Origin of the sequence: Paenibacillus gallinarum (genome assembly GCF_014836635.1) — a bacterium.
In the GTDB taxonomy this organism is placed as follows: Bacteria; Bacillota; Bacilli; order Paenibacillales; family Paenibacillaceae; genus Paenibacillus; species Paenibacillus gallinarum.
The window spans coordinates 1-24,662 of sequence record NZ_JACSQL010000016.1; the positions used below are offsets into that span (position 1 = coordinate 1).

Below are 24,662 nucleotides of genomic sequence, written 5' to 3' on the forward strand. Positions count from 1 at the left end.
GGGATGTAGCTCAGCTTGGTAGAGCACCTGGTTTGGGACCAGGGGGTCGCATGTTCAAATCGTGTCATCCCGATATTAGTACGCGGGTGTAGTTCAATGGTAGAACTTCAGCCTTCCAAGCTGATAGCGTGGGTTCGATTCCCATCACCCGCTTCCATATTTTTATTCAAGTCTGGTTATGTAACTAGGCTTTTTTTTGTATATATTGATAGAAGTTTCGATGTTTCGATTATACCTGCCACCATTTACGGAAGAGAATGTACTTTTTGATATTTCAGTAGTTGGGAGTCGTTAGAATACAAAAGTAATGAACTAGGTGAAGTTCCTTAAGAAAAAAGGGCGTTCGCCTTTGTTTTTTAACAGCCTTATCAGACAGCGTTTGTATTTGCTTAGGTTTTAAAAGTACACTATAATATTAGGCTAATCTACACATAGTCAGGAGGAAACAATGGGATTTATCAGAAATCAATTAGACGGATATGGAATGAGCGAAGCTACGGTTGGTTATCTATCAAACTTGATCATGGCTATTTTTATAGCGTTGGTCTGCATTCTAGCCAATTTTATAACCAAAAAAATCGTGCTGAAGACGATTATTCATATCATTAATAACAATCGGTATACGTGGGACAATATTATTTTAGAGAAAAAAGTGTTCCATAAGCTGTCGCATCTCGTGCCAGCTATCATTATCTATTCTTCTGCATCAATCTTTCCGTCATATCAAATTTCGATTAAGAAGCTGGCAATAATTTATATGATTATCGTAACCACCAGGGTGTTTAGTGCGCTGCTTAATGCTGTTGAAGCGATTTATCGTACGTTTGAGGTTTCCAAGATCAGACCGATCAAAGGATACATTCAGGTGGCAAAGATCTTACTATACATCATCGCTACGATTTTAGTGATATCAAGCCTCATTGGTCAGAATCCCTTGATCATTCTCAGCGGGTTTGGTGCCTTATCAGCTGTTCTGATGTTAGTTTTTAAGGACTCCATCTTAGGCCTCGTGGCAGGCGTTCAATTATCCTCGAATGATATGGTACGTGTAGGCGACTGGATAGAAATGCCTAAGTATGATGCGAACGGTGACGTAATTGATATTACATTAAATACGGTAATGGTCATGAACTTTGATAAGACAATCACCATGATTCCTAGCTATGCCCTTATTTCAGACTCATTCAAAAATTGGAGAGGTATGCAAGCATCCGGTGGAAGAAGAATTAAGCGTAGTATTAATATTGATACGAGCAGTATCTCTTTTTGTACAAAGGAAATGATTGAGGAACTTCAGAAGATACACTATCTCACTGATTATATCACGACGAGATTGGATGAAATTAATATTTATAATATGGAACACCAGATTAATACGGAGAGCAAGGTGAACGGTAGGCAGCTTACGAATATAGGTGTATTCCGAGAATACATTCATCAATATCTGAGGAATCACCCTAAAATTCATAAGGATATGACGCTGATTGTCAGACAGCTAGCTCCTGGCGATAACGGGCTACCACTGGAAATCTACGCTTTTAGCAATGATACCAACTGGGCGGTGTATGAATCAGTTCAGGCGGATATTTTTGATCATATCTTTGCAGTTGCGCCAACCTTTGGGCTTCGTGCCTTCCAAAATCCTACGGGCCATGATATCGTTCATTTAAAAGAAAGCAAAGAATATTCGCGAGAATACTCAAGCTATAATTAGAGAGATGTTGAAGCAAGTTCTGGCTTTATTGAATGCTAATTTAATTCGCACTGGATATATACAGCTTGATGATGACAATTAAAAACCACCTTCATGGTGGTTTTTTCGCTTTTATAGAGCATCTTATCAGGAGCAAACGAGAATCACTTAAGTGTGATCTAGAAATCTGTTCAGGATCAGCTTTACTCGCAATAACAATAAGTTTATCTAACAGCTTATTGTCTCTCTGTTTGCAAAATAAAATCTTACACAAATCCCTGTTTTCTGAGTAATTCGAGTACATTCAGCAACAGTGAATCTGGTGAATTTCTTTCTCTTCAAGAAGGGTAAGAATACTATCTATAATTGCCTTTTTCGTGTATATAACTCTTCGGTTTCCTTTAATGCCTACCATAACGAATCTCCTCATTTAAACACAAATCATCTAACTCATATAACATTTATCAATTTAACAAACTTGTTCATTATGTTGATTTCATAACACAAAGAAAATATGTGTCGTTGTTATTGGATTTTTGCTAATTTATAATATTAACGTACTATTAAACAAACAAGTTGTATATTTAATGGCGATATGAATCAATTGCATCACTCATTAATTCAATATGCATATAAAAACTAGGGATAGTTAATGGAGGAAGAGGATGTCGTATATCAAGATTCAGGATGTATATAAAAAATATAAGGTGGGAGATACCGTAGTTGTCGCTAATAATGGGATCTCTTTTTCTATTGAAAAGGGAGAATTCGTTGTTATATTAGGTCCAAGCGGAGCGGGAAAGTCAACTATACTTAATATTCTTGGAGGAATGGAAAGTTGTGATTCAGGAGAAATCATAGTGGACGAGCTTGCTATTTCTACATTTAATAATAAGCAGCTTACTAAATATAGGAGAGATGATGTAGGTTTTGTATTTCAGTTTTATAATTTGGTACAAAACTTAACAGCCAAGGAAAACGTAGAACTTGCTACTCGAATCACCAAGAATGCGTTAGATGTAGATCAAACGCTTGAATTGGTAGGTCTTGATCATAGAAAAGACAATTTCCCGTCTCAATTATCCGGCGGTGAGCAGCAAAGAGTTTCTATTGCAAGAGCAGTAGCCAAAAATCCTAAATTATTACTTTGCGATGAACCGACGGGTGCTCTCGATTACAATACCGGAAAGCAAGTATTACAAACCCTTCAAGATACATGCAGGAAAATGGGAACAACCGTTATCGTGATCACACATAACTCGGCAATTGCACAGATGGCAGATCGAGTGATTAAAATCAATGATGCGAAGGTTCGAAGTGTAGAAGTGAATAAGAATCCAATTCCCATTGAAAATATTGAGTGGTAGGGGTACATGATGAAGCTTAAGCCGTATACGAAATTAACGATTAGAGAAATTTTATCTTCTAAGGCCAGATTTATTTCGATATTGATTATTATTCTTTTAGGGGTTGCTTTTTATTCAGGTATAAAGTCGTCGGGACCGGATATGAACAAGGCGATCAATCATCTATTTAATGAATATCATTTGATGGATAGTAAAGTTGTATCGAATTTTGGATTAGATGATGACGATGTTGATGTGCTTAGAAATGATGATCGCATCTTGGATTTTTACGCTACACATAGCATAGATGTGAATCTTACAAACGCTAGTAATGTAGTCAGATTTATGGAATACGATAAGGAAAGTAATATCAATGATTTCATCATTGTAGAAGGTCGCTTACCTGAGAACAGTGGAGAAATCGCGATAGATGAAGAAGCCTTAAAGCTTAATAAGGACATACAGATCGGACAAGAATATACAATCAAGACTGACGATGAGACAATGGAGAATTTTAAGCAGTCAACGTTCACGGTCGTAGGTATTGTAAGAAGCCCAATGTATATTGAAAAAGGATCAAGAGGCATAACATCTGTTGGTAAAGGCAGTATTGATTACTTTGCTGTATTGAATCGTTCTGATCTATCTATGGATGCATACACCGAGCTATATGTAAGATTCAAGAATGTACAAGGCCTTGATGGATATAGTGATGAGTATCAAGATGTAATGGATGAAAATAGTGAATATCTTGAAAACCTTTTTGCTGCCAGAAAGGAAGAAAGAACAGAAGAATTAAAGGCAGCTTTACTAAAACAATTTTCTCAAAGTACGGATAATATGGATCAAGCATCTGTTGATGAACGGGCAGAAGGTATGATGGATGTAGATCAGTTAGCGTACTATGTGTCCGATCGAACGGATAACCCGGGGTATTTAGGATATAAAGATTCCATTCATAGTTTAGATAGTATTGCTTCCGTGTTGCCGGTATTTTTCTTCCTATTAGCAGTAATGATCTGTTTAACAACGATGACTAGAATGGTCGAAGAAAATAGAATTGAGATCGGTACGTTAAAAGCCTTGGGATATGGAAATTTTGAAATAGCGAAGAAATATATTATTTATGCATCCTTAGCAAGTATTTTAGGATCTGTATTAGGAATACTCATTGGAGCGAGTATACTCCCAGGCATTATCAGTAATGCGCATGAAAGTTTATACAGCTTGCCTAAAGTAAGCATCGTTTATTATCCGTCCTATATCGTTCAATCGCTAGTAATCTCCATATTATGTACGGTAGGAGCTAGTTTGTTTGTTTTGAGAGTTGAATTAAGAAATAAGCGAGCTAATTTGATGAAGGTAAAAGCTCCGAGGGTTGGTAAAAAGATACTCTTAGAGAGAGTCAAGCCGGTGTGGAGAAGATTCAATTTTAATTATAAGGTGACATTTCGAAATATTTTTAGATATAAACAACGTATGCTGATGACGATATTCGGAATATCAGGTTGTATGGCATTACTTGTTACCGGATTTGGACTTAAAGATTCAAATGTAGGTATGGTTGACAGGCAGTTTGGACAGTTGTGGAATTATGAAGCGATGGTCATCCTAGATGGCGATTCTACAGATGAAGAAATGAAAGAGTATGATGATACGCTGAATGTGTTATCTGGATATGAAGATAAGTTAGATCTGCACCAAGAGGCTGTTGTATTTAGTAAGGAAGATATGAATAATCAAGAAGCTACCTTGTATGTGCCGCAATCTACAGACCATTTAGATGAATTTATCATTTTGGGTAATCGTGAATCTGGAGAAAAGTATAAAATATCAGATGATGGTGTTGTGATAACCGAGAAATTAGCCAAGCTCTTAGATGTTTCTGTTGGAGATACGGTATCAATGACAGATGATGATAATCATACGTATGACATTAGGGTAGAAGCGATCGCTGAAAACTACGTTAAACATTATATCTATATGTCACCTACGTACTATGAAAAGGTATTTGAAAAGAAGCCTGTATATCAAACACAGCTACTCAATTTCGATAGAGATATAGCTGATGAAGATGAGATATCATCCAAGCTTATGGATCATGAAAATGTGATAAATGTGACGTTAACATCTAACATGCAAGAAGCTAGTGAAGACTCCGTTGCGAATATGAACCTAGTCATGATCGTCATCATTATATCTGCTGGATGCTTGGCCTTTGTGGTTCTATACAATTTGAATAATATCAATGTATCGGAGCGTATAAGGGAACTATCTACAATAAAAGTGCTAGGGTTCTATGACAATGAGGTAACGATGTATATCGTAAGAGAAAATGTCATACTCACCTTGCTAGGAATCGTTACGGGTTCATTTTTGGGAAATGGATTACACGCGTTTATCATTTATACAGCAGAAACGGATACGATGATGATGTATCCTGATGTTTCAATTCTTAGTCATATCTTCTCTGCAGCTATAACGATATTCTTTTCAACCATCGTTATGATGATCATGCATGCGAAGTTAAAGAAAGTGAATATGATTGATGCATTAAAATCTAACGAATAGTATAAAGTACGAATACTATCAATTTATTGGGCCTATTCTAAAAGAGGTAACTCTCAAGCTACGTGAGTTACCTCTTTTCTTTTTTTATCTAGAATCAACCATCCCCAACTTCATTTAATCAGCCTTATATCCATTTAAATATTTTTTATTTGTTTAAATAGTCTAAAGAATATGTATTGGAGTATATTCCTATACTCGAACTGTTTCTATAGTATATTTGAAATAAATGTAAGTGCTTTATGCTATAGTTATAGGTTCTTGTTTTTGTCATCGTAAGTGATTATAGAGGAGGTTGATTCATATTATGACAAAGGAAGTTTCGATCTTACCCATTCAATCTGTCTATTCTATTGATAATCACATGATTACTGCCACCGTTTTACATGAAGAACCTTTAGTAATGAAATTTGATGATGTATTAAATGAAGAGGAATGTCAGATGTTTATTGATGCTGCTGTATTACGTCTTACAAAATCGAAACTGGTGAATAAAGAAGAGAGTCAAATTCGGACGAGCAGCGGTATGTTTTTTGATGAAAATGAAAGCCCTTTAATAACAAAAATTGAAAACCGCATATCAAACTTAATGCATGTACCTATCTCACATGCGGAAGGACTACAAGTATTACATTATGAACCTGGGCAAGAGTTTAAAGAACATTATGATTTTTTTGGGACGGGTAGTCCTTCTAGTCATAACAATCGAATCAGTACATTAATTATATATTTAAATGATGTAGAAGAAGGAGGGGAAACAACCCTTCCGAGGTTAGGTATTACGGTGAAACCAGTGAAAGGTTCTGCGATTTACTTCGAATATTTCTATAACAATCAGGAGTTAAACGAATTAACTTTGCATAGTGGACAGCCCGTTATCCGCGGTGAAAAATGGGTAGCGACTCAGTGGATGCGAAAACAACGAATACGAGAAGGATTCTAAAATAGGGAGACCACTATGTAGAGGTGGTCTTTTTTTATTGTTTCTATACTTATTCACAGAATTAACCAATGATGGTAAAATCAAATGATTAGTAGTTTTAACTAGATTGAACTAAAGCTTTAATACATAGTTAAGCATTGAGGAGAGTCATAGAATGAACACCATTGAATCCTTGGACACTCTGATTACCATGATTCCAATCTTAAAGGCAGCAGTTCCTGCTGAACTATCGATTGCTATTTGTGATACAGAGAAATTTATTGCGTATTGGCCTGGAGAAGATATTAATTTGGAGATTCATGTCGGCCAACCTTTGCACCACGAAGAACCATTAACGCAGGCAATTCGGGATAATATAGCACTAAAGGCAGAGGTACCTGCTTCATTTTATGGTTTTGAATTTATAGGGACGGCTACACCGCTCCACAATTCAAGTGGCCATGTCATTGGCGGTATAGCCATTCAGCTACGCAAACAAAGTGAGCTAATAGCCATAGCGGACCAAATCTCGCTCTCACTAACACAAGCCAACAAACAGATCTCAGAAGTGGCAGAAGATTCATCAAAATTAGCCGATTCTGCTCAGGAGTTGCTTACGTTCGCCCATCAGACGGTAGAACAGGTGAAAGAAACAGATAAAGTTGTAACGATTGTCAAAAGAGTAGCAGATCAAACGAATTTATTAGGAATCAATGCAGCAATTGAAGCAGCTCATGCAGGAGATCTAGGAAGAGGATTCGGTGTTGTAGCGAGTGAGATACGGAAATTATCCAAGGAGTCGCTTAACTCTACGAATGTGATTCAAACTACACTGAAAACATTTGAAGAGGCAATTAACGAAATGCGTGTATCCATTGAACAAATGACGGCAATTGTTGAACGACAGGCGATATCGTCCCGCCAGGTTTCCGATTTTATAGAAGAAGTTGATCGGATGTCAGAACAGTTGAATGAATTTGCAAAAAAATTATAACTTAGCTCTAATTAGCGTCAAACTTCATATATCAGTGGGGTCAACGGCTCTAAGAGACGACTATAGAATCCATTTGATGCTCAGTAAAAAGAACCAAGCGGGTGCTTGGTCCTTTTTTGTATACACTCATAGGTTCTAAACTAGTGATAGCTTTCCTTATGCTTACCGTTGTCATCATGTTGCGATTGTTTTCGGCGATCATTACGAGCCTGTTGTTGTTGCTGAGCATCCAGGCTGTTTACTGGTGTTGATTCCAAATCGTTTACTTCGTTGATCAGATTTTTGTCAGGTTGGTTTGGGCTCAATTGATTGATCCTCCTTATGAATTGGATTAGTTATTAAGAGTATAATGTGCTGGATATTGTGTAACTATTCGTTTAGAAAAATGTAACAACCGTTTCCCGGTGTATACCCAGAAAACGGTTGCTGCTTAAAACTTATTTTGTTTCAATAGGTATATAACTGATGATTATTCTTATTTCCCGATTGTATCCAAAACCATCGTAGTTAGTTGATTTACGGTATTCTTATGTATTGGTCTTTGAATTTCGTATATATCCATATTGCTGGCTAAGCGGGCTGTCGTGTCAAAATGCCATTTTGCTAACCCACTGTCTTGTATAAGGGATTTACGGTATGTATGACGATATAGAAGCGGTAACCGTTCTAACTTCTGAATCGCTCTTATTTGGGGATTAACACAATCTGTTTTAATGAGCTCAAATATACCGGCTAGTGGAAGGGTATCGGAGGAGAAATGAGATTCCACAGGAACGGCGTATTTGTTTTCACGTTCGAATAGGGGGCGAAATTGATTTGAATTCATTCCCAAAGTATCTAAGCTTTCTTGCCATAGCTTTTGCTGTGGGTAGGCCGGTGTTACATAAGGAATATTCTGATGATCTAGCGTGACGGCGATGACATCATCTGTTAATAGTTGATACCCTTGTTGCAAGAGAGCCGAAGCAAGTGTGGATTTACCATGTCCGGAATGTCCAACGAAGGCGTAAGCTTTGCCGTTAATGACTATCGCACTGCCATGTAAGGGAAGGACTTTTCGCTGCATTAAAATAGCACCCATACATGTTCCAAGTATATACAATCGTATTTTATCTTCATCGGCACCCTTCTCAGGGGAAATAGAGATGGTTTTTCCGTACTCTATGGAAAAAACAGCTAGATTAGCGACCCTGAACATGACTATGTTCTCCATACATACGGATGTTTTCGATGTAATCGAGAGCTTTGTCCATTGTTCTGTTAAGTCAGTGTAGCGAATGACAATATTCACATTGTGATTAGGAGAATCCAGTTGTTGTACCTCAGGTAAGGCGATTTCGCTATGTATGGAATACCCGAAGGCCGTATATAGGTTTTTGTTAAGGATTTGAGTCACTGTCCTCACTCCATTGTTTGAAATACGAATATAAAAAAGGATAGCCCGTATACCCGGTAAGGCGTATAGGGGCTGCTCTTTTTAGAGGTAATAGCTTTTTTAGAATTAGCTGTAGTTAACTGGATCATCGATATCCAATTGAAGTTCATCCAAAATTTTTCTACCGGGACCAGCCATCGTCATATTAATATCAAGAACTTCTAAAACAGGTATGTTCCATTCCTTTTTCATATGTATTTCACCTCCTTTCAAAAGTTTTTTTGGAGAAATCGATACAAAATTAAGTTGCGCATTAACACTCTGATTGGCGGGTTGTAGGCTTGATTTGGATCCAAGCCAAGACGGGCCTCTGATAAGGCATCTTGAGTGACAGGCATGTTTAGAATGCTCTGCATTCTAGAATCGTTGACCATCTGGTCAAGCTCTTCAATAAAAACTGGCCAGTCATCTAGCATTCTATAGATAGTATCTGCTGCCTGTACCCCTCTCGTTCGTTGATTAAGTCTTATGGTATCAGGCAGATAGCCTTTTGTAGCTCTGCGGATTAATGCCCGATCTACGCCACCCTGTACGAATTGTTCGAATGGAGTTGATAGGCAGAATCGAATTACCCGGAGATCATTGGTAGGGTCATGACTCGATACAGAATATCGAAGCGAAAGTTTACCTCTGCTTGCTCCAGTAATATTCCAAATATTTATACTATTAAAATGTCGGATTCTAGCTTCAAGTGGATCTGCAGGTTGGTCTAATGCTGATCCAACATCAACGAACTTGGAATCGCTAAGCTTATCATAGACACCAGTTCTTTTAGCAAAGTCGGTATTGATTACTTGAGGGTAATCATAGGTGGACAAGGAAGGTTTTAGACGATCGAGTAAGGGAAATGCTTTACGACCAATCATAGAATAGATCCGCTTGCGCCCTACATCTATATTTTTGCTGTATTGATTAACTTCCTTCGTTAGGAGAAGTACATTAAACTTTTTCATGAGTTTGGAGTAATAGTCAATGGCCGATCCCCAAGAGATACTGTAATTTCCTCTCGCTCCATTAAGCAGAATACTAATTCCACGTTGATTCGCCTGCTCATAAATTCCTCTTAGCCAAAAAGTATTGTCGTAGAACTTATAAGGTGACTCCATGATATCGATCCAATCATCGATTTCTGAAAATGAGCTTCTTCCATTAAAATTCAAATAATGTTCGGTAATGTTTCCTACATATTGAACTGTCTGCCTGATAAGTGGCCTCTCGTCTGCGAGCCTTCGCTTGGGTGTCCAGTCCACGAATCCATCCTCTGGTACATAGCTGAAGGTGTGAAGCGGGCGGTTATCCTTCTTCAAGGCTTTCGCAGCGAAGCTGGCAATAGAGCCGGAATCTAATCCCCCACTAAGCTGTGCGCCTACACTCTGTTTTGTTCGCTGAATCCTCGCTATGACAGCATTACTAAATACTTCTTGGAAACCCTCCACATATTCTTGCGATGATGAAAGTCTCAAGGGAACAATATTCGAAAGGCTATGGTATCTGTCAATGTATACTTGATTATTCTTAATTGTTATCGTATGAGATGGTGGTAGCTGCTCGATATGCTTATAAATCGAAGTCGATACATCTGGCGGTTCAAAAACACCGCTGATGGTGAGAAATTCAGCCAGCCATATTTCGTTTAGTTCCTTATGTATATAAGGCAAGGAAAGCAATGGATTAATGACTGTGCAGAAGGAGAAGAACTCCTTATTACGGTGATAGTAAAGCGTGCGCGCACCGGAGAAATCTCTAGCACCAAAAAGGGTCTGTTTACGTTCATCCCAGATAATGAATACAAAATCTCCAACTAGCTTTTCCGGCATTTGCTCTGACCAACATTCATAAGCCAATAGTAGAATTTCACTGTCTGTCATTTCGGATCTTAGATTTCTGGCAACCTGCAATTGCTCCATTAGTTCTTCTCTGTTGTCAATAATGGCATCTGCCGTTATGGCAAGCCCCCGGATCGGATCATAAGCGGGTAAGACTTCGTGAGTGGACTGTTCCGTAATCCACTGAGCATGACAGCCTAGCATAACTTGTTCTTTGTTCCATGTCGCGCTTTGATTAGCGGGATATTTCCTTAACGCTTCCATTACAAGCCGGCCGTGCTCCATGTAAACAGGTGCTCCATTAAAACCATAAATACCGGCAATTGCGCTCATTGTATTTCCTCCGTTATACCTATTGCAGTGAGTTTAGTTGTTAAAAAATGGTTCCATAGTCATTATACACTAACGATACTGTTTGTATCAATGTTTTTATGTCATATCCATATATATAAAATATATTAATGGTTTTGGCTCTAATATTATTGTTCTTTATTTGAGTAAAAATAAACATATAGCTAAACAGGCAAGGCGTCCTCTAACGAATCGTACATATTTCATATTTACGTTGCAGGGGAAAGGAACTATTGAGTAATTTAAGCTAGCTATCCAAAACTGAGGTTATCTTCATTTTATACATGATTGCCCACTGCTAATCTCTTAAAGAGTTCTACTTATATAAATTTCGTTCAGATGAGGTATCCATCCTTTTATTAATTAAATGGATAGTGTTAAAACCCTCTTGACATGATACGATTTGTATCGTAAGTTATGGGATGTCGATATACAAGTGTGTTTTTCGAAATTGATATGCAACTAGAATTAACGCCTTTAACATCAATCAAATATCGAACGTTTAGATTAGAATGTTTCAGAATTTTCTTAGGGGGGGGACTATATGGATCTTAAACAGTATTTTGAAGTTATTAAAAAAAGATGGTGGTTGATCACAGCTATTGTGATGATTGCAGTCGTAGCAACAGGAATCAAGAGTTTTTACTTTACTAATCCAATATATGCAGCTAATGCCAAGCTTATCGTTAATCAGTCATCTGGTGATATAACTTCAACCCTTAATACTAACACAGTTCAAACAAGCATTATTCTTATTAATTCTTACAAGGAGATTATCAATTCCTCAGCTATTATGAATAAAGTTGTTGAAAAATATCCTGATTTGAATAAAAGTTCTGCAGAATTACTATCAGGAATATCTGTAACATCTTCAAATAACTCTCAGGTTATGAATTTGGTCTATCAAGATACCTCATACGCAAAAGCTGCCGCAATCGTAAATGCTGTCTCAACGGTGTTTAAAGAGCAAATTCCTCTTATTATGAAGATTGATAATATTACTATTTTGAGTATGGCAGACACGACGGTTACTCCTGGGCCAATCAACCTAAATCCTATAATGAATATATTAATTAGTATGGTTGTTTCTCTTATGTTAGCTGTCGGGCTAGTATTTCTTCTTGATTATTTTGATGACACATTAAAGACAGAAGCAGACATCACTGAAATATTTGAAGTGCCAGTGCTCGCCTCGGTTGCAAATATTACACAAGAGGACCTAAAAACTATTACAAGACCGAAATCATTAGAAGTAGGTGACGGTAAGTATGCGACGCTCAATCAATAATAATAGCCTAATTGTGTCTGAAAATAAAAAAACTCCCATATCAGAAGAGTATAGGTTACTCCGAACAAAAATTTCTTTTTCATCAAAGGATATGGATTTAAAGACTATTGTGGTGACATCATCCCAGTCAGGAGAAGGGAAAAGCACAACTATCAGTAACTTGGCTATTACTTATGCACAGGAGGGTAAAAGGGTGCTTCTTATCGATGCAGATCTACGTAATCCATCTCTGCACCGAATTTTCTCCCAATTAAACCACCAAGGCTTAAGCACATTGTTAACAGGCCAAACAAATGTGAAGGAATCCATTCAGGAAACGTTTATTAGTCAATTGTCGTTACTCCCTTCTGGGCCATTATCTCCAAATCCGTCTGAGTTAGTTAATTCACTTGCAATGCATAAACTATTAGAGCAAATGAAAGAGCAATATGAAATTATTCTTATAGACACTCCCTCGGTGCTTGCTGTAACAGACAGCTTAATAGTCAGCGCTTTATGCGATGGCGTCATTATTGTAGTTGCTGCAGGAAAAGTTAAAAAGGAAAAGTTGAAGAAAGCACAAGAACAATTAGAGCATGTTAACGCTAAAATTTTGGGTATTGTTATTAATCGGGTTAATTAATAAATTCATGCTTAGATTGTTATTAATTATCCCTAAAGATAGCGATGAAAGGTAACTTGTAGATACTCGTATATGTTGTGGGTACTAAGGAGTTTAGACTTTATTGTTGAAGGTATCATATAAAAAAGGGTCATATGCCCTTAATAGAGTGAATGTTCCTTTTAAGTATAAATTTAATACATAAGTTGATCAATTACAAAATATCATTGCTGTTATCTTAAAGAGATGAGAAAGAATCATCGAGACCATAAAGGTAAACGTTTCCTTGGATACTTGGAGATTACTTTGAACACCGATTTGAGTTGGAGAATAATTTGTTTAGCAAAGATAAATTGATGCATTACATCGCTCATAAAATACAAGTATTTAATATATTCGCAGCAAGATAGGAGCAAATATTGCATAAAACTTTTTTGAAAAGATGAACTGTTTTGCAATTTTCCTTGGGCAGTGTAAGGGATTCAAATAAGATGCAAAAATAAAAACTTATTATTTAGGAGGATTTCTTCTGAAGGAGAAAGTCGCATATTGTATATTAGCTCATAATGATCACAAACATTTTGGGCGTATGGTTAATATGTTGAATTACAAGGCGGATTTTTATGTACATATTGATAAGAAAACCTCAGAGATTGATTTTCAAAGCGAGGTTACTCATTTAACAAATGTTTTATTTTTGGAAGAACGGTATCCTATTTATTGGGCTGGCTTTAATGTGATTAAAGCGACGATAGCTTTATTAAAAAGATGTATTTCCTCAGGTGTTAAATACAAAAAAATAGTTTTATTGTCTGGTTCAGATTATCCCTTGGTCAGCAACATACAAATCCATGATTTTTTTGATTTGTATCCTGAAATTGAATTTATTAGAGCATCTAAGATATCAGATAGCAACAGTAAACATCATCGTAATCATATTCTACGATACTTTTTCATGGATATTAATATTAAGAATAATTTTTTATACAAAGTGATAACGAAAATGATTACGACTCTCAATGGTTGTATCCCGATACACAAAAAATTATTTATTGAGATGGGTAAACAGAGGTTTGATGTTTATATGGGTTCGCAGTGGTGGGCTATTACTCAAGAGTGCGCAGAGGATTTATTAAAAATGATAAGAGAATATCCAAGAATAGATACTTATTTTAAGTATTCATTTGCTCCAGACGAGAAATATTTTCACACGCTCATTTATAACTCTATGTATAAGAATAGAACTTTTCTAGGTAAAGAAGAACCATTTCTAATAAGAGACTATAAATGGCCTATATGGCCTAATATTCATCATATTCATCCTTCCTTACAGAAATGGTATACATTAAATGACTTGGATGAAGTGCTTTCCTCAGATAAACTGTTCATTCGAAAAGTTAATACATTCGACTCATCATCATTGTTGGATAGTATCGATAAGCAAATTAAACAGACCGAAAATAAATTTGCAAATGCATAAATTTATATGGAGATGTTCCAATGGGCGGTTTAAGTATGAAAAGAATTATTCGAAATGATAGCTTAATAGGCACAATACTGCTCTCAAGTATTACAAACTTCTCAGTAATGATGTTGACCATGATACACTCTATTATCATAGCGAGAATGCTTGGAGTAGAGGGTAGGGGTGAACTGGCTGTAATCGTTTTTTGGCCAGTGTTCTTATCAGGTCTTGTTGGACTGGGGCTGCCTACTTCACTAATATACAATGTCAAACAAAATAAAAGTAATAATAAGGTTTCTGCCTTTGTGAAAGTGATATTTATTTATCTAATACCTATAAGTTTAATTACTGGTATAGTTGCATGGTTTTGTCTTCCCATATGGTTAGAGAACTATTCATTAACTGCAATTCAATTAGCACAAATGTACACACTTTTTTCAATTCCTTTAACTTTATCAACGAATATTCTATCTGCATTAGCTAAAAGTTTTGATAAGTTTCATATAAGTAATGGATTGTTGTTATCTGTACCTCTGTTGAATGCTATTAGTTTAATAGTATTGGGATTGAGTGGATATTTAAATTTAATAACTGCAACTATAAGTTATTTAATTCCCTCCATTCTTGCAGTTATAGCTGGGGGAATAGTTCTTAAAAGACAGATTTCAAAAAGCCACTTATATAAATTACCTATTAATGCTGAATCAACAAAACAGCTATTTAGATATGGAGTTAAGGTTTATGGATTGGATCTAATGAGTACCATATATACTCAAGCAGATAAGCTCATTATAGTTTCATTATTAACGCCAAGGGATTTGGGATTATATTCTGTTGTTTTTGCATTATCGCGTGTCTTTAATACAGTACAATTAGCAATTACTGATGTCCTCTTCCCAAAGGTTACAGGTTTAGAACGAGAAGAGATTCTATCAATTGTAGGTAAGTCATTCCGTATATCGATGATGTTAATGGTTACGTTACTTATACCATCTTTATTTATAGGGCGTTTTTTACTTGGGATACTCTTTGGAAAGGAGTTTCTTGAGGCTAGTACTACCTTTTATATATTATCACTTGAATGCATAATAGGAGGGGGTTCCTGGATTTTAGCTTCTTCTTTTAATGCAATTGGTCGACCAGAATTAGTCCTAATTAGACAAGCAATAGCAATAGCAATAAATGTAGTATTATTTTTTATTTTTACTCCTTTATTGGGATTGGAAGGATTAGCATTAGCCCTCCTATCAGGCGCTGTAGTAAGGTTAATTATTACTTTGGTTCAAATACCACACGCTTTCAATGTACCTCTAAGATGTATTTTGTATGATCATGCTGATTTTGCATATTTGAAAAATATATTAAAAGAAAAAAGAATTAGAAAAGGGAGAATGGTTTCATGAAAACTACCATGGAAACTCATCCAATGGATGAATTAAAAGGAAAATTGAAAGATATACTTAAAGTAGTTCCCTCTGGTTCGAATATATACTACATAGATTATCCATTGCACGACAATGGGGGAGATTTACTAATAATGAAAGGAACAGAAAAGTTTTTTGAGGATTATAATATTAATGTCCTAGCGAGATATTGTATCAATGATTTCCCTAAAAAAATAACTATTCCAAAGGACTGCACGATTGTATTACATGGTGGTGGAAATTTTGGGGATTTATATCCCAATTATCAAGGATTAAGGGAGAGGATAATACAAAGATATCCTAATCATCGCATAGTTATCTTGCCACAAACCATATATTTTGAGAACCAATCGGAATGTGATAAGTCAGCTGCCATCATAAACAATCATAAAGATATTCATTTATTTGTAAGGGATAAGGTTAGTCTTGAACTAGCTCATGAAAAATTTTCTTCCTGTAATCTGTACCTTTCTCCAGATATGGCACATCAATTATGGCCTATAGTATCATTAAAAGAGTCAAGCAAAGAAATGCTTTGTTTTCTACGTCTTGATAAAGAGGCTAATGGCAGCCAAGAGAGAAAAGAATTGAAAAGTGACAATGACTATCAAGATTGGGGAACGTTATACACTTTTCGAGAACAGTTAACTATAAAGATAATTTCCAAAATGATTTCTCTAAAAGGAAGAGTTGGAATAAGATTACCGATGAATTCTATATGGTACCTCTACTCAGAACATTTGTTAAATAAAGCCCTGAATTTATTTGGCACCTACAAAATGGTGAAAACATCTAGACTTCATGGGCACATTCTATCATGTTTAATGGATAAACCACACATTCTAGTTGATAACTCATATGGAAAAAATTCAAATTATTATCATACTTGGACTTTTCGCTGTAAAAATGCTCAATTAAATATTAGTGGGAATTAGATAGATGTTATTGAATAGATAAAGAAGTCAAGTTTCATTGCATTGTTGAAAGGGGGAAAATACAGTGAAAGTTTGTTTAATAAGTTCTACAGGAGGTCATCTAGTCGAGTTGCAGAAATTTATTCCGGCAGTATCTACACATAATTACTTTATAGTTACAGAATTAAGCGAAATGAGCCGTTCCTTAGCGAAAAGAGAAAAAGTCTATTATCTCCGGCAACAAGAAAGGCATGGTTGGTTTTTTTATCTAAATTTATTATTAAACATAATTAAATCATTGAGAATTTTAATAAAAGAAAATCCTAAAATCATTATTACCACGGGGGCTGGCGCTGTTTTTCCTCTCTGCTTATTTGGTAAGATATTGGGGAAAAAAGTAGTCTATATTGAAAGTTTTGCAAAAATTCTAACCCCTAGTTTGACAGGGAAGGTCATTTATAAATTTGCAGATGAATTTTATATACAATGGCCGAGCCTTATCGCGCATTACCCTAAAGCAAAATATAGGGGGTCATTATATTGATTTTTGTTACTGTTGGAACTCAAAAATTTCCTTTTACTAGATTGTTTCAGATGGTCGAAAAACTTATTCAGTCACACCTGATCACAGATGAGGTAATCGCTCAAGTTGGTTATACAGAGTACGCTTCGGATAGAATGACTATTTATAAATTTTTACAAGAAACTGAGATGATGGAAAATATTCTAGCTTCAGATATCATCATTACGCATGCAGGAGTTGGAACAATAACTAATTGTTTGGAAAACAACAAAAAAATCATTGTGGTTCCACGAACAATGGAACTAGGAGAGCACATTGATAATCATCAAATGGAAATTACAGATGTTTTCAAAAAAAAGAATTTAATTATGACTGCTAACAACCAGAAGGACATTGAAAGGATTTTTAAAAATCTCGAAATGGTAAATCTGAAAAACTATGTGAAAACAGAGACATCATTAATATCGGCTATAAAAGATTATGTAGATCAATATAATTGACTAGACCTATTTTGTGAAAGGAGGCATTCATGATGAAACCAACGGTTGTGGTCGTGGGTTCTTCATTGAAAGATATGGGGGGGATTGTCACAGTTATTCGAAATATAGAACAATCAACGATATCTAATTTTTTTCAATTACTTAGAGTTGAAACTTATATAACTGGCAATGCATATGTGAAAATAAAAATTTTCCTTAATGCACTCTTTAAATACTTGAAGATTCTGATGACCAAGCATCCTGACATTATACATATACACATGTCCGAGAGAGGTAGTTTTTATAGAAAAGCTATTTTTTTATTAATTGGGAAAATGTTTCGAATTCCGGTTATTTTCCATCTTCATGGTGCAGATTTTAATGAGTTTTATAATAGTAATAAGTTACAAAAAAAAATTTGTGAATATATATTAAACAAAGCCAATAAACTAATAGTTTTATCAGTTGAGTGGAAGAATTATTATTCTAATATTGTTCCAGTTGATAAAGTTGAAGTTTTATACAATGGAGTTTTTACAAATAAGAATATGATTCCCGATGAAAAAGATAATGATTATCCAATGTGTTTATTTCTTGGAAGACTTGGAAAAAGAAAAGGTACGTACGATCTAATCGAAGCAATATTAATGCTGAAAAGTAAAGGAATTAAAGCAAAGTTTATATTCGCAGGAGATGGCGAAATTGAGGAAGTTAAGAGAGTCATATCAGAGAAAGAGCTACTTGATTATATAGATGTTTTAGGTTGGATTGATACCGATCAGAGAGAAAAACTTCTGAAATTAGTTGACATTCTAGTGTTGCCTTCATATAACGAAGGGTTACCGATGGCGGTTCTAGAGGCGATGAGTAATTCGTTGCCAATCGTTGCGACTTTTGTGGGGGGGATTCCTGAAGTAATCTTAAATGGGAAAAATGGTTTTTTAATCGATCCGGGAGATATAGATGGTCTTACTGAATCATTGGAGACACTTATAAATGATAAAAAATTAAGACAGGCAATGGGAATGGAGAATAGAATCATTATTAGTGAAAAATTTGACATGAATATTATAACAAAAAAATTAAGAACTATTTATCAAAGTATAATTTGTTAATACAATTAACAAAACTAAATTATTGGAAGGGAGAATGAGATGGTGATTAGGTATCTTACATTCATCAATTAGAGCAAGTGTCATATTTCTGTCACTTTGCTTTGCAGCTATTATTGGATTCTTCTTACCAGGAAATTTAGCTACATTACTAATGGTTTTAGGTGTGATTGGATATGTAGTCCTTGTATTTTTGGCTACAAATGAGGTTAATATTAAGAATGTTATACCTCCCTTTTTAATATTGATCCTTTTTCAAGATACAATACAAAATCTACTAGGACCAGCAGGTGTTTTTCTTACCTATTTAGATGAGATGTTCGTGTTTATATGTATCCCTGCCTTAATAATTAACTTTTTAAGAGGAAAGAAAATTTTTGGAGGTCTAATATTTCTAGCCATAGTAGGGGTGTTGTTTTTTGGAACAATGTCATCAATTAATAACAATAATCCATTCAATATAAGTTTGCAAGGAATGCAATTAATGATTAAAGGATTATTGTATCTATTTGTTTTTTCAAATATATCTTTTAGTAATAGTGATTTATTGAAATATGTTAAATGGGTAAAATATGCAGCTTTGGGAGTGCTGTTTTTTTCACTCGTAGATCTAGCAGCACCAAGTGCTTTTAGAAGTCTCATTGGAATTAAAACTTCTGTTGACTATCGGTTAGGAATAGCTAGTTTACAGTCTTTATTTATTCATCCGGGAATTTACGGGTGGTTTATGGCATTTATTGGAGTGTATTTAGCCGTAAACTATAAAGTGCAAAGTGATTTTCGATATTTTTATTTTGCATGCATTTTTTTCTTTTTTGCAGTATTGTCATTTAGGTTTAAAACTATTATTGCAATTTTGGTGATTATATCTATTTTTTATTTAATATCTGGTATAAAAAACGTGTTAACTTTAATTATACCCGTAACAATAATTTCTGTAGTCATTTTTTTGTTAGCTGGAAACTATTTAGTTGAATTAACTGATCTAACAGTGTCAAGGTATGTCGAGGTAGATGTAATGAAATCAGCAAGGAAAGCAATGTATCATTTTGCTTTTGTAATTGCCAATACTAATTTTCCTTTCGGGGTTGGCTTTGGTCGTTATGGAGGCTTCATTGCAAGAGAGGAATACTCACCGGTTTATTATGAGTATGGAATGAATAATATCTATGGTCTGTCTCCAGAAAACCCCATATGGGCAACTGATACTTATTGGCCCTATATACTAGGCGAATTAGGGTATTGTGGAACAATTATATTGTTGGTATTATTCGCCTACTTATTAATAAAGCTTTTCTCTAATTATAAAAATATAGGGAATAAAATAGCTAAGAGTTTTGTTTTGTTTGCTGCATTTGTTCTTATACAGGCGCTTGTGGAGAGTTTCGGTGAGCCTGTATTTAATAGTTCACCTCAAAGTGTATTTATTTTTGTTACAACAGGAATCGGATTTTCTTTGATTTGTTCTCAGAATAAACTATTAGATTCATCCAATTTAAAAATAGTATACCAGAGTGATATAGTTCAAAAAAAAATTACTGAGAGGTAATCTTATTTGAAAAATAAAATTGATTTATCAGAGTTTTCTAATGAATTATTGTTTATTTTAAAGATAATTAATGGGAATTTAATTAAAGAAGAATCAATTAAATTGATTTGCTCAAGAATAGATTGGGATAAGTTTTTGGAAATTATTGATTTTCATAGAATATATCCAGTTATGTATATGGAGCTAAGTAAATTAGACCTTGACTTGATACCTCCATTTGTTATGGGAAAGCTCAAAACAAAGTACAGAAACAATGTAATGAAAATGCTTCAATTATGTTCTGAAATGGAAAAAGTGAATAAAGAATTTACGGACAGAGGGATACGATCTATACATTTAAAAGGACCAGTGTTAGCAAAGAAACTTTACGGAGATATTTCGCTACGTACATCTAAAGATTTAGATATTCTAGTACAACTAGAAGATGTTAGAAAGGCAGAAGAAACTTTAATAAGTCTTGGATATGTAACCGATGAGAGATTATTAAATGTATGGAAGTGGAAAAGTCACCATATTAGTTATTATCATCCATTAAACCGTACCGAAATCGAACTCCATTGGCGTATAAATCCCGAGTCTAGCAGTGCCTCGTTCAATGAGGTCTGGGAAAGACGAAGTGAGATTGTTTTTTCTAGTAATCCGCTATATTTATTAGGAAATGAGGATTTACTTGTTTATTTAGTAACGCATGGGGCAAGACATGGATGGATGCGCTTGCGCTGGTTAATTGATATTGATCGAATGATCCAAAGAGAATGGCTAGACTTAAATGTACTAATTAAAAAATTTCAAAACGATGGTATCGATCACTTAGGTGGTCAAGCAATTATATTAGTTAGCCAGTTACTTTCAACACCAATTCCTGAAGAGTTGAAGGTAACTTTGTATAGCAATCGTTCGATTCAGCTAGCTCAGAAATCACTTTATATTCTAAATAATACATTTGAAATATCACCCAATGGAGACATCCTAGAGAGTAAGGAATTTAAACGTTATATTTTTTCTTTATTAACCACCAAACAAAAAATTCAATATTTTATAAATAGACTCTACCCTAGTACACATGACGCTTCATTATTACCCTTACCGAGATCACTTCATTTTCTTTATTTTCCTCTGCGTCCTTTTCTTTGGGTCTGGCGACAAATGAAGCGACAATATTTTTAATTGGTTTAAAACTGGTACAGATATTAATATTGGTGCTGTATTAACTTGTTTCAAGGCTATAAATAATCAGATTTGCTAAATCCAATCAGAAAAATTAGGTATCATTTCTTAATATAATTAAGATTAGATACATATTCTCAAAGTTAAACTGTTAATAAGTATAATTCTGCACCACGAACTGAAATTAAATATCGTAATTTAATATAAGATCTGTTTACGTACTACTATATTTACAACTATAGTCACATTTTTAGATGCGCTAAATACTTAACGCTGAGTTTACGGTTCAGGTAAACAGTCGCGTGGATCAAACAAGTTTAGTCGAAAAGTTAAATCAAATCCCATTTAGGAGGTTAATGTCTATGAACGTTGAATTCATCACAGCCGACGATCTTATAGTACAATCCAAAGGTTTCCTAGTTAGTGATATGGATGGCGAAAAGGTGATGCTTAGCATCGAGAACGGTAAGTATTATAATCTGGGTCAGATCGGCGGCCGCATCTGGGAACTGGCTGCTTCTCCTGTGACGATCGCTGGCATGGTTGAGCAATTAGTAACCGAATATGAGATTGAACCTGAGGTGTGCGAGCAGCAAGTACATACATTTCTGAAGCAGCTCATCTCTGAGGGGCTTGTGCAGGTGAAACATCAGTAATGTGTCTCTGTAGAAAAGCACGCAAGTTTATGTCTTATCCACTCGATATGAAGCGGATGTTCTTTGAAGCTTATTTTTACCTTGCCTGGGGGAGGGTGTTTAAGCTACTTCCCTTTTCCAAGGTAGCTCCCTCTTTAGGGGAGCATATGAAGGAAACCCCTTCTACAGGCTATACGGAACAGGATCTTTTGCTATTGCGTAAGATCTCCAGAACAGTCCATGTAATGAGTCGTCTTACTTTATGGGAGAGTCAGTGTTTGGTTAAGGCGGTCGCTGCGATGAAGATGCTTGAACGAAGAGGGGTTTCGTGCACACTCTATCTGGGGAGTGGCCGGGATGAGAAGGGACAGATGGTTGCTCACGCTTGGCTACGCAGCGGTCCATATATTGTAACCGGTAAAGAAGGTCATGAAAGGTATGCTGTTGTAGGGATATTTGGGAAGATCGTAAAGGGAGAAAATTTATTGCCCATGAAGCGGTGATCTGTCATCCGCACAAGGAGTTATGTATATTGAAGGATCTATTTTATTTTATTCATAAAATGCACCATTTCGCAGGTATAAAGTTATACATAAATATGTCCATGACATTGTTCATCAGTTTACTAGATGGTATAGGAATTTATTTGATCGTTCCTCTCCTCAGCATTATAGGTATATTTAACACCAATTTGGATGGGATACCGCTGATCTCCTTACTACAAGACTTCATCAATTCATGGTCATTTGAACTGAATTTACCGATGGTGCTGGCGTTATATGTCATGATTGTTGGGGGACAGGCACTGCTTCAGCGGAGTCAGACCTTATTGAATGCGAAGATTCTACAGGGTTTTATCCGCAGACTTAGGGTGGAGACGTACCAAGGATTGCTGCAGGCGAAGTGGGAGTTCTTCTTACGAAGAAGGAAGTCGGATTTTAATCATGTGATGTCTAATGAGCTCGGACGTGTGAATTACGGAACATCTTTATTCTTGCAAATGATTACTTCAGTTCTGTTCACGATAATACAGATTGGTCTTGCTCTATGGTTGTCACCCATGTTAACACTCGTTGTTCTCATTAGCGGCGGGCTGCTTGCTCTATTCGGGCGTAGGTTTATTAAGAAATCAAAGCGTATTGGGGAGCAGACAACAGAGCTGTCTAAGTATTACTATGCGGGAATTAATGATCATTTCAATGGAATTAAGGATATCAAAAGCAATCGGTTAGAGGAGTCTCATATTCACTGGTTCAAAAATTTATCTCGAAGAATGGAAGATAATTTTATCCAATTTGGAAAAATGAATTCTTTGTCCCAGCTCATATATCGTCTCTCCTCGGTCGTTCTTGTTGCGGGCTTTGTGTATTTGGCGCTTGAGGTATTCCATACCCCAGCAGAGGAATTGATTGTGGTTATTCTCATTTTCTCGCGTCTATGGCCAAGGTTTATTAGTATTCAATCGAATACAGAGCAGCTTGCTTCCAATTTCCCTGCGTTCCGAGCTATGCGTAAGTTACAGATGGAATATGAGGCAGATCAGGAACTTGAAGATGTAACTGCCGTTACTAAACCGCATGAGTTCCAAATGGAATATGGAATTGAATGCCAGGATGTTGATTATCGGTATGATTCGAATTCATCTGTGTATGCTTTAACTGATATTAATGTTCATATTCCTGCCAATCGTATGACAGCAATTGTAGGGAAATCTGGTGCCGGCAAGAGCACGCTTATTGACTTGCTCATGGGGTTAATTCAACCGGAAAATGGGGAAGTCTTGATCGATGGGGTATCACTTCGAGATGATCAGCAGCTTCTTGGACTGCGCGGAGCCATCGGTTATGTAGCGCAGGATCCATTTCTTTTCAATGAGAGTATCCGGGACAACCTGAAGCTCGTTGCTCCTAATGCAGACGATGCTGAGCTATGGGAAGCCTTGAAGTTCTCTGCCGCGGATGAATTTATTCGTAAGTCTCAGCAAGGGTTAGACACGATTATCGGTGACCGCGGAATCCGCTTATCGGGAGGAGAACGTCAGCGGCTCGTACTTTCAAGGGCTATCTTGAAACGTCCATCAATTCTTGTATTAGATGAAGCAACAAGTGCGCTAGACAGTGAAAATGAACGCCTTATCCAAGATGCGCTTGAGCTTCTTAAGGGAAAAATGACGATTATCGTTATTGCACACCGGCTGTCCACAATCCGAAATGCCGATCAGGTCATCGTAATGGAAGAGGGCAACGTTATTCAACAAGGCGGATACCAGCAATTGTCGCAGGAAAGTAAAGGTACCTTCAGACAGTTACTCAATTACCAGACGGGTATTCAGGCGTAGAGATTATCTAGCCTTATGAATCTGTGCAGGCA

At 35.9% G+C, this 24,662-nt stretch carries 22 protein-coding genes and 2 tRNA genes; 20 read left to right on the forward strand and 4 right to left on the reverse strand.

Annotation, left to right across the window (positions count from 1 at the left end; translation table 11 throughout):
- The 7 genes from H9647_RS22345 to H9647_RS22375 all read left to right on the forward strand — a co-directional run bounded on the left by H9647_RS22345 (position 1) and on the right by H9647_RS22375 (position 7,523).
- Positions 1-73: transfer RNA gene (locus H9647_RS22345), tRNA-Pro, on the forward strand.
- Positions 74-82: 9 nt separating this feature from the next.
- Positions 83-153: transfer RNA gene (locus H9647_RS22350), tRNA-Gly, on the forward strand.
- Between the two features lie 295 nt (positions 154-448).
- Positions 449-1,714 carry a mechanosensitive ion channel family protein gene (locus tag H9647_RS22355; protein WP_191804232.1) on the forward strand — a complete coding sequence of 422 codons (1,266 nt, stop codon included), beginning with the start codon at positions 449-451 and terminating at the stop codon, positions 1,712-1,714.
- Between the two features lie 644 nt (positions 1,715-2,358).
- On the forward strand, positions 2,359-3,060 hold the full coding sequence (locus H9647_RS22360; protein WP_191804234.1) for an ABC transporter ATP-binding protein: 702 nt from the start codon (positions 2,359-2,361) through the stop codon (positions 3,058-3,060).
- Between the two features lie 6 nt (positions 3,061-3,066).
- Positions 3,067-5,610, forward strand: a complete 2,544-nt coding sequence (locus tag H9647_RS22365; protein WP_225229504.1) for an ABC transporter permease — start codon at positions 3,067-3,069, stop codon at positions 5,608-5,610.
- Between the two features lie 304 nt (positions 5,611-5,914).
- On the forward strand, positions 5,915-6,550 hold the full coding sequence (locus tag H9647_RS22370; protein ID WP_191804236.1) for a 2OG-Fe(II) oxygenase: 636 nt from the start codon (positions 5,915-5,917) through the stop codon (positions 6,548-6,550).
- A gap of 154 nt (positions 6,551-6,704) precedes the next feature.
- The gene (locus H9647_RS22375) at positions 6,705-7,523 is read left to right on the forward strand and encodes a methyl-accepting chemotaxis protein (RefSeq protein WP_191804238.1); all 819 of its coding nucleotides are present in this window, start codon (positions 6,705-6,707) and stop codon (positions 7,521-7,523) included.
- Positions 7,524-7,663: 140 nt separating this feature from the next.
- Here the strand turns inward: H9647_RS22375 and H9647_RS22380 are convergent, their stop codons facing one another.
- The 4 genes from H9647_RS22380 to H9647_RS22395 form a co-directional block, all read right to left on the reverse strand.
- On the reverse strand, positions 7,664-7,828 hold the full coding sequence (locus H9647_RS22380; protein WP_191804240.1) for a hypothetical protein: 165 nt from the start codon (positions 7,826-7,828) through the stop codon (positions 7,664-7,666).
- A 170-nt stretch (positions 7,829-7,998) separates the two neighbouring features.
- Complete coding sequence (locus tag H9647_RS22385; protein ID WP_191804242.1) at positions 7,999-8,919, reverse strand: phosphoenolpyruvate carboxykinase (ATP); 921 nt, start codon at positions 8,917-8,919, stop codon at positions 7,999-8,001.
- Positions 8,920-9,024: 105 nt separating this feature from the next.
- Positions 9,025-9,150, reverse strand: a complete 126-nt coding sequence (locus H9647_RS22390; protein ID WP_191804244.1) for a paeninodin family lasso peptide — start codon at positions 9,148-9,150, stop codon at positions 9,025-9,027.
- 17 nt (positions 9,151-9,167) lie between these two features.
- A complete protein-coding gene (locus H9647_RS22395) occupies positions 9,168-11,117 on the reverse strand; it encodes an asparagine synthase-related protein (protein ID WP_191804246.1) in 1,950 nt (649 codons plus the stop codon).
- Between the two features lie 562 nt (positions 11,118-11,679).
- Here H9647_RS22395 and H9647_RS22400 point away from each other — a divergent pair.
- The 13 genes from H9647_RS22400 to H9647_RS22460 all read left to right on the forward strand — a co-directional run bounded on the left by H9647_RS22400 (position 11,680) and on the right by H9647_RS22460 (position 24,630).
- Positions 11,680-12,423, forward strand: coding sequence for a YveK family protein (locus H9647_RS22400; RefSeq protein WP_191804248.1), 744 nt, complete (start codon positions 11,680-11,682; stop codon positions 12,421-12,423).
- Complete coding sequence (locus tag H9647_RS22405) at positions 12,404-13,045, forward strand: CpsD/CapB family tyrosine-protein kinase (RefSeq protein WP_191804250.1); 642 nt, start codon at positions 12,404-12,406, stop codon at positions 13,043-13,045. The genes H9647_RS22400 and H9647_RS22405 overlap by 20 nt, the downstream gene beginning before the upstream one ends.
- A gap of 532 nt (positions 13,046-13,577) precedes the next feature.
- Positions 13,578-14,504: a beta-1,6-N-acetylglucosaminyltransferase gene (locus tag H9647_RS22410; protein ID WP_318245360.1), complete on the forward strand. Its 927-nt coding sequence runs from the start codon at positions 13,578-13,580 to the stop codon at positions 14,502-14,504.
- 35 nt (positions 14,505-14,539) lie between these two features.
- Positions 14,540-15,892: a lipopolysaccharide biosynthesis protein gene (locus H9647_RS22415; RefSeq protein ID WP_225229505.1), complete on the forward strand. Its 1,353-nt coding sequence runs from the start codon at positions 14,540-14,542 to the stop codon at positions 15,890-15,892.
- On the forward strand, positions 15,889-16,848 hold the full coding sequence (locus H9647_RS22420; RefSeq protein ID WP_191804254.1) for a polysaccharide pyruvyl transferase family protein: 960 nt from the start codon (positions 15,889-15,891) through the stop codon (positions 16,846-16,848). The genes H9647_RS22415 and H9647_RS22420 overlap by 4 nt, the downstream gene beginning before the upstream one ends.
- A 64-nt stretch (positions 16,849-16,912) precedes the next feature.
- Positions 16,913-17,371 carry a PssD/Cps14F family polysaccharide biosynthesis glycosyltransferase gene (gene pssD / locus H9647_RS22425; RefSeq protein ID WP_191804256.1) on the forward strand — a complete coding sequence of 153 codons (459 nt, stop codon included), beginning with the start codon at positions 16,913-16,915 and terminating at the stop codon, positions 17,369-17,371.
- Entirely contained in the window at positions 17,368-17,850 is a 483-nt protein-coding gene (gene pssE / locus H9647_RS22430; protein WP_191804259.1) for a PssE/Cps14G family polysaccharide biosynthesis glycosyltransferase, read from the forward strand. Before pssD ends, pssE begins: the two co-directional genes overlap by 4 nt.
- 29 nt (positions 17,851-17,879) lie before the next feature.
- On the forward strand, positions 17,880-18,944 hold the full coding sequence (locus tag H9647_RS22435) for a glycosyltransferase family 4 protein (RefSeq protein ID WP_191804261.1): 1,065 nt from the start codon (positions 17,880-17,882) through the stop codon (positions 18,942-18,944).
- A gap of 151 nt (positions 18,945-19,095) precedes the next feature.
- The gene (locus tag H9647_RS22440) at positions 19,096-20,490 is read left to right on the forward strand and encodes a hypothetical protein (protein WP_191804263.1); all 1,395 of its coding nucleotides are present in this window, start codon (positions 19,096-19,098) and stop codon (positions 20,488-20,490) included.
- 6 nt (positions 20,491-20,496) lie between these two features.
- Positions 20,497-21,657, forward strand: a complete 1,161-nt coding sequence (locus tag H9647_RS22445) for a nucleotidyltransferase domain-containing protein (RefSeq protein WP_191804265.1) — start codon at positions 20,497-20,499, stop codon at positions 21,655-21,657.
- Positions 21,658-22,019: 362 nt separating this feature from the next.
- Entirely contained in the window at positions 22,020-22,313 is a 294-nt protein-coding gene (locus H9647_RS22450) for a lasso peptide biosynthesis PqqD family chaperone (protein ID WP_404822647.1), read from the forward strand.
- The gene (locus tag H9647_RS22455) at positions 22,313-22,795 is read left to right on the forward strand and encodes a lasso peptide biosynthesis B2 protein (RefSeq protein WP_191804269.1); all 483 of its coding nucleotides are present in this window, start codon (positions 22,313-22,315) and stop codon (positions 22,793-22,795) included. The genes H9647_RS22450 and H9647_RS22455 overlap by 1 nt, the downstream gene beginning before the upstream one ends.
- 29 nt (positions 22,796-22,824) lie before the next feature.
- On the forward strand, positions 22,825-24,630 hold the full coding sequence (locus H9647_RS22460) for an ABC transporter ATP-binding protein (RefSeq protein WP_191804271.1): 1,806 nt from the start codon (positions 22,825-22,827) through the stop codon (positions 24,628-24,630).
- Positions 24,631-24,662 lie beyond the last annotated feature (32 nt).

What these genes read in the sequence shown, in the direction of transcription:
- H9647_RS22440 (WP_191804263.1), top strand. Translation starts at nt 19,096, where the DNA reads ATGGTTTTAGGTGTGATTGGATATGTAGTCCTTGTATTTTTGGCTACA.
- H9647_RS22365 (WP_225229504.1), top strand. Translation starts at nt 3,067, where the DNA reads ATGATGAAGCTTAAGCCGTATACGAAATTAACGATTAGAGAAATTTTA.
- H9647_RS22370 (WP_191804236.1), top strand. Translation starts at nt 5,915, where the DNA reads ATGACAAAGGAAGTTTCGATCTTACCCATTCAATCTGTCTATTCTATT.
- H9647_RS22400 (WP_191804248.1), top strand. Translation starts at nt 11,680, where the DNA reads ATGGATCTTAAACAGTATTTTGAAGTTATTAAAAAAAGATGGTGGTTG.
- H9647_RS22355 (WP_191804232.1), top strand. Translation starts at nt 449, where the DNA reads ATGGGATTTATCAGAAATCAATTAGACGGATATGGAATGAGCGAAGCT.
- H9647_RS22420 (WP_191804254.1), top strand. Translation starts at nt 15,889, where the DNA reads ATGAAAACTACCATGGAAACTCATCCAATGGATGAATTAAAAGGAAAA.
- H9647_RS22360 (WP_191804234.1), top strand. Translation starts at nt 2,359, where the DNA reads ATGTCGTATATCAAGATTCAGGATGTATATAAAAAATATAAGGTGGGA.
- H9647_RS22455 (WP_191804269.1), top strand. Translation starts at nt 22,313, where the DNA reads ATGTGTCTCTGTAGAAAAGCACGCAAGTTTATGTCTTATCCACTCGAT.
- H9647_RS22450 (WP_404822647.1), top strand. Translation starts at nt 22,020, where the DNA reads ATGAACGTTGAATTCATCACAGCCGACGATCTTATAGTACAATCCAAA.
- H9647_RS22435 (WP_191804261.1), top strand. Translation starts at nt 17,880, where the DNA reads ATGATGAAACCAACGGTTGTGGTCGTGGGTTCTTCATTGAAAGATATG.
- H9647_RS22395 (WP_191804246.1), bottom strand. Translation starts at nt 11,117, where the DNA reads ATGAGCGCAATTGCCGGTATTTATGGTTTTAATGGAGCACCTGTTTAC.
- H9647_RS22415 (WP_225229505.1), top strand. Translation starts at nt 14,540, where the DNA reads ATGAAAAGAATTATTCGAAATGATAGCTTAATAGGCACAATACTGCTC.
- H9647_RS22375 (WP_191804238.1), top strand. Translation starts at nt 6,705, where the DNA reads ATGAACACCATTGAATCCTTGGACACTCTGATTACCATGATTCCAATC.
- H9647_RS22405 (WP_191804250.1), top strand. Translation starts at nt 12,404, where the DNA reads ATGCGACGCTCAATCAATAATAATAGCCTAATTGTGTCTGAAAATAAA.
- H9647_RS22390 (WP_191804244.1), bottom strand. Translation starts at nt 9,150, where the DNA reads ATGAAAAAGGAATGGAACATACCTGTTTTAGAAGTTCTTGATATTAAT.